This is a genomic window from Parvibaculum sp., assembly GCF_049672805.1.
Lineage (GTDB): Bacteria > Pseudomonadota > Alphaproteobacteria > Parvibaculales > Parvibaculaceae > Parvibaculum.
Map to the genome: position 1 here is coordinate 1 of NZ_JBATWS010000393.1, position 4490 is coordinate 4490.

General features: G+C 60.4%; 4 protein-coding genes. All 4 read left to right on the top strand.

Features of this window, described 5'->3' with window-relative positions:
• On the top strand, positions 1-313 hold a 313-nt coding region (locus WBF74_RS12225), incomplete at its 5' end, for an AI-2E family transporter (RefSeq protein ID WP_424440230.1).
• 3 nt (positions 314-316) lie between these two features.
• Complete coding sequence (locus WBF74_RS12230; protein ID WP_424440233.1) at positions 317-997, top strand: HdaA/DnaA family protein; 681 nt, start codon at positions 317-319, stop codon at positions 995-997.
• Positions 998-1089: 92 nt separating this feature from the next.
• Positions 1090-3285, top strand: coding sequence for an RNA degradosome polyphosphate kinase (locus WBF74_RS12235; protein WP_424440236.1), 2196 nt, complete (start codon positions 1090-1092; stop codon positions 3283-3285).
• 33 nt (positions 3286-3318) lie between these two features.
• On the top strand, positions 3319-4490 hold a 1172-nt coding region (gene ppx / locus WBF74_RS12240), incomplete at its 3' end, for an exopolyphosphatase (protein WP_424440239.1).

Consider the following 4490-nt stretch of genomic DNA (forward strand, 5'->3'; position numbering starts at 1 on the left):
GTTCCAGTTCGCGGCGGACTATGTGTCAATCGCAATGGTGGTTGCCGTCTTTGCTCTGGGGCAGTTCGTGGAGGGAAACTTCCTCTCCCCAAAGCTGGTGGGAGACAGGGTGAAGCTCCATCCCGTCTGGGTCATGTTCGCGATCTTTGCCTTCACCGCGCTCTTCGGCGTTGTGGGGGCGCTGCTTGCGCTGCCTATTGCGGCGGCGCTCGGTGTTATCGCGCGCTTCGGCATTTCGCAGTATCGAAAGAGCCGCCTTTATCTCGGGCGGGCGCCGGAAGGCGCCATACCGCCGCGCGATACAGACAGTTGAACCATGACGCGGCAGCTTGTTCTTGAACTTGGCCATCGCCCCGCGTCAGGCCGGGAGGATTTCCTCGTTGGTCCGTCCAATGAGGCAGCCGTCGCGCTCATCGACGCCTGGCCCGACTGGCCGGACAATATCGTCGCGCTTTCAGGCCCGTCCGGCAGCGGCAAGACGCATCTGGCCGAGGTCTGGCGGATGGCAAGCAGCGCAACTTCGCTGTCACCCGATGGTCTGCCCGATGCAGATATTCCCGCGCTGGTCGCACAGCGCGCGATCATTCTGGAAGACCTTGTAACGCTCTCGCCGGAAGGGGAGCGCGCGCTTTTCCACCTCATCAATCTCGCCCGGGCAGAAGGCGCTTTCCTTCTGATCACCTCGGCGGAACCGCTCGCCCGTCTGCCCCTGAAACTGCCCGATCTCGTGTCGCGTCTGAAAGCCGTGCCGCAGGCGGCGCTCGGCGCACCGGATGATGCGCTGTTGACCGGCATCCTCGTCAAACTCTTCGCCGACAGGCAGCTTCGCGTGCCGCCCGCGGTCGTGACCTATCTCGCCAGCCGGATCGAACGGTCGGTCGCGGCAGCCCGCCTCATCGTGGCGGAGATCGACCGCGCCTCTCTTTCGGGCAAAAGGCCCGTCACCGTGCCTTTGGCAGCCGAGATACTGGCCGGTCAGGGAGAAATGGACATCTAGCAGGCCGTCCGGCCAGTCATGACTCAGTCATATCTTTGTCGTAAAGTTGGGCGATAGCGGAGACTTATTCCCGTTTTTGAAGAAGTGATCTCATGACCACCGCCCAGCACAATCCTCAAGCCGTGCCATCCGACGATGAGACGTCTTCTGCTGTGCCGGCCATTGCCCCTGACAGCCCGCAGCGCTTCATCAATCGGGAAGCCTCATGGCTCGCCTTCAACATGCGTGTGCTGGAAGAGGCGCAGAACAAGAACCACCCGCTTCTGGAACGGCTGCGCTTTCTGTCGATCTCGGCATCGAACCTCGATGAATTTTTCATGGTGCGCGTGGCGGGGCTGCGCGGGCAGGTGAGCGCGGGCGTCACCACGCTCAGCCAAGATGGCAGCACACCGGCGCAACAGCTTGATCTCGTGAATACGATGGCCAATGAGCTGATGCGCGAGCAGCAACGCCAATGGGTCGCGCTGCGTCAGGAAATGCGCGAGAACGGCATCGCGGTTCTGGAATCCGAAGAGGTAACACCCGAGGAGTTTGCCTGGCTCGAAACGCGCTTTCTCGAGCAGGTCTTTCCGGTGCTGACGCCGCTCGCCATTGATCCGGCGCACCCGTTCCCCTTCATTCCCAATCTCGGCTTCGCGCTCGCGCTCCAGCTTCGTCGCATATCGGATGGCAAGCTGATGGATGCGCTGCTGCCCGTGCCGACACAGGTGGAGCGGTTTATTCGCCTGCCTGCGCGCGAAGGTGACAGCAGCATTCGCTTTGTCAGCCTTGAGAACATGATCGTTCTCTTCCTCGACAGGCTTTTCCCCGGCTACAAGGTAATCGGGCAGGGCGCGTTCCGCCTGCTGCGGGACAGCGATATTGAAATTGAGGAAGAAGCCGAAGATCTGGTGCGCTATTTCGAAAGCGCGCTGAAGCGGCGCCGTCGCGGCAGCGTGATCCGCCTCAAGATCGAAACCCGCACGCCGGATTCATTGCGGCAATTCGTGGTGCATGAACTGGGCGTCGGCGACCGTGATCTCGTCTCGATCGAAGGGCTGCTCGGCCTTGCCCAGACGAGCCAGCTCATCGTTGATGACAGGCCGGATCTGAAATTCCCGCCCTATAATGCGCGCTTCCCTGAACGCATCCGCGATCATGGCGGTGACTGCTTCGCGGCGATCCGCTCGAAGGACATCATCGTCCACCATCCCTACGAGTCTTTCGACGTGGTGGTGCAGTTCATCAGTCAGGCGGCAAATGATCCTGATGTTGTCGCGATCAAGCAGACGCTATATCGCACCTCAAAGGACAGCCCCATCGTGCAGGCGCTGATCGAGGCGGCAGAAGCCGGAAAATCCGTCACGGCGCTTGTGGAGTTGAAAGCACGTTTTGACGAGGCGGCTCATATCGTCTGGGCGCGCAATCTCGAGCGTGCGGGCGTGCAGGTCGTGTTCGGCTTCATCGAACTCAAGACCCACGCCAAGCTCTCCCTCGTGGTGCGCCGCGAGGGCGGCGGCTTGCGGTCCTATGTGCATTTTGGCACGGGGAACTATCACGCGGTAACGGCGAAGATTTACACTGACTGCTCCATGTTTACCTGCGACCCGCGCCTCGCGCATGATGCGGCACAGGTGTTCAACTTCGTCACCGGCTATGCCGAGCCGAAGGATCTGGAGTTGCTGGCCGTCTCGCCGGTGAATATGCGCACGCGGCTGGTCAGCGATATTGATGCCGAAATCGAACATGCGCGGGCAGGGCGGCCTGCTGCCATCTGGGCGAAGATGAATTCGCTTGTGGATGCGCAGATCATCGACAAGCTCTATGAAGCCAGTCAGGCAGGTGTGCAGATCAATCTAGTGGTGCGCGGCATTTGCTGCCTGCGTCCGGGGATACCGGGGCTTTCTGAAAATATCCGTGTAAAGAGCATTATCGGGCGCTTCCTTGAGCATTCCCGTATCGTCTGTTTCGGCAACGGATATGGTCTGCCGAATGACAAGGCCAAGGTCTATATCGCCTCGGCGGACTGGATGCCGCGTAACCTCGACCGGCGGGTTGAGGTCATGGTGCCGATCCTCAATCCCACGGTCCATGATCAGGTTCTGGACCAGATCATGGTTGCCAATCTGAAAGACAACCAGCAAAGTTACGAATTGCAGGCGGATGGGACCTACCGCAGAAGCAGCTTGCGGGAGGGCGAGGAGCCCTTTAATGCTCACACCTATTTCATGAACAACGCGAGTCTCTCCGGGCGTGGAACCTCTCTCAAGAACAACCTTCCGCCCAAATTCAAAATCAAGACGGCATAGGTCCGTCTTGCGGCTGAAAGCGGGAGGCGCGCTGTGAGCCGCGGCAAATTCGGCGGGCGGTTTGGCATCGTCGATGTCGGCTCGAATACCGTGCGCCTCGTGGTCTATGCGACCACCTCTCGCAACCCGGTTCTCGTCTTCAACGAAAAAGTCATGGCGGGCCTTGGCCGCTCGCTCGCCTCAACCGGGCGTCTCGATCCCAAAGGCATCAAGCGTGCTTTTGAGGCGCTGCGGCGTTTCATGGCGCTTCGCGATCGCATCGGCGTCGATACATTCGTCATCGTGGCTACGGCAGCCGTGCGCGATGCGGAAGACGGTCCTGAATTTCTCGCGCAGGCAGAAGAAATATGCGGCCTCAAGATCGATCTCCTGTCGGGAGAGGATGAAGCGCGGCTTTCGGCGCAAGGCGTTCTTTCCGGCATCCCCGAAGCCGACGGTATTGTCGGCGACCTTGGCGGCGGCAGCCTCGAACTGATACCTGTGAGCGGCGGCAAGTCAGGGCCGGGAACATCGCTTCCGCTCGGGCCGCTGCGCCTTATTGATCTCTCGCACAACAATCTCGCAGAAGCGCAAGCTGTGGTAGAGCGCGCGCTGGGCGAGCAGGAGTGGTTCAGGGAACATCAGGGCAAGCGGCTCTATATTGTGGGCGGCGTCTGGCGAAGTCTCGCCCGCATCCACATGTCGCAGCGCAATTACCCGATCCATGTGCTGCATCAATATGTCATCCCTGCGCGCGAGGCATCGGATATTGCGCGTGTGATCGAACGGCTCGGACCGAAAACGCTCGCCCAGATGCCAGATATATCGAGCCGACGCGTGGAGTCCCTGCCTTTTGGCGCGCTGGTGCTCGATCAGCTCATCACGGCCATGAAGGCGAAGGAAGTTGTCGTGTCGGCTTATGGGCTGCGCGAGGGCATTCTGTTCGATCGTCTCGACAAGAAGGAGCAGGCGAAAGATCCGTTGATTGAAGGGTGCCGCGATCTCGCCGGGCGTCTCGCGCGCTTTCAGCAGCATGGCGACGAGTTTTTCAAATGGACGGCACCGATCTTTGCCGACGATGTACTTGGAGAAACGCCTGCCGAAGCGCGGCTGCGTCTCGCATCTTGCCTGCTTGCTGATATTGCCTGGTATGTGCACCCCGACTACCGCGCGCACCACGCCATGGCGCAGATATTGCTCGCGCCTTTCTCCGGCATCGATCATCC

Bases quoted from the DNA above. Each gene is read 5' to 3' on its own strand.
- WBF74_RS12230 (WP_424440233.1), top strand. From the start codon at position 317: ATGACGCGGCAGCTTGTTCTTGAACTTGGCCATCGCCCCGCGTCAGGC.
- WBF74_RS12235 (WP_424440236.1), top strand. From the start codon at position 1,090: ATGACCACCGCCCAGCACAATCCTCAAGCCGTGCCATCCGACGATGAG.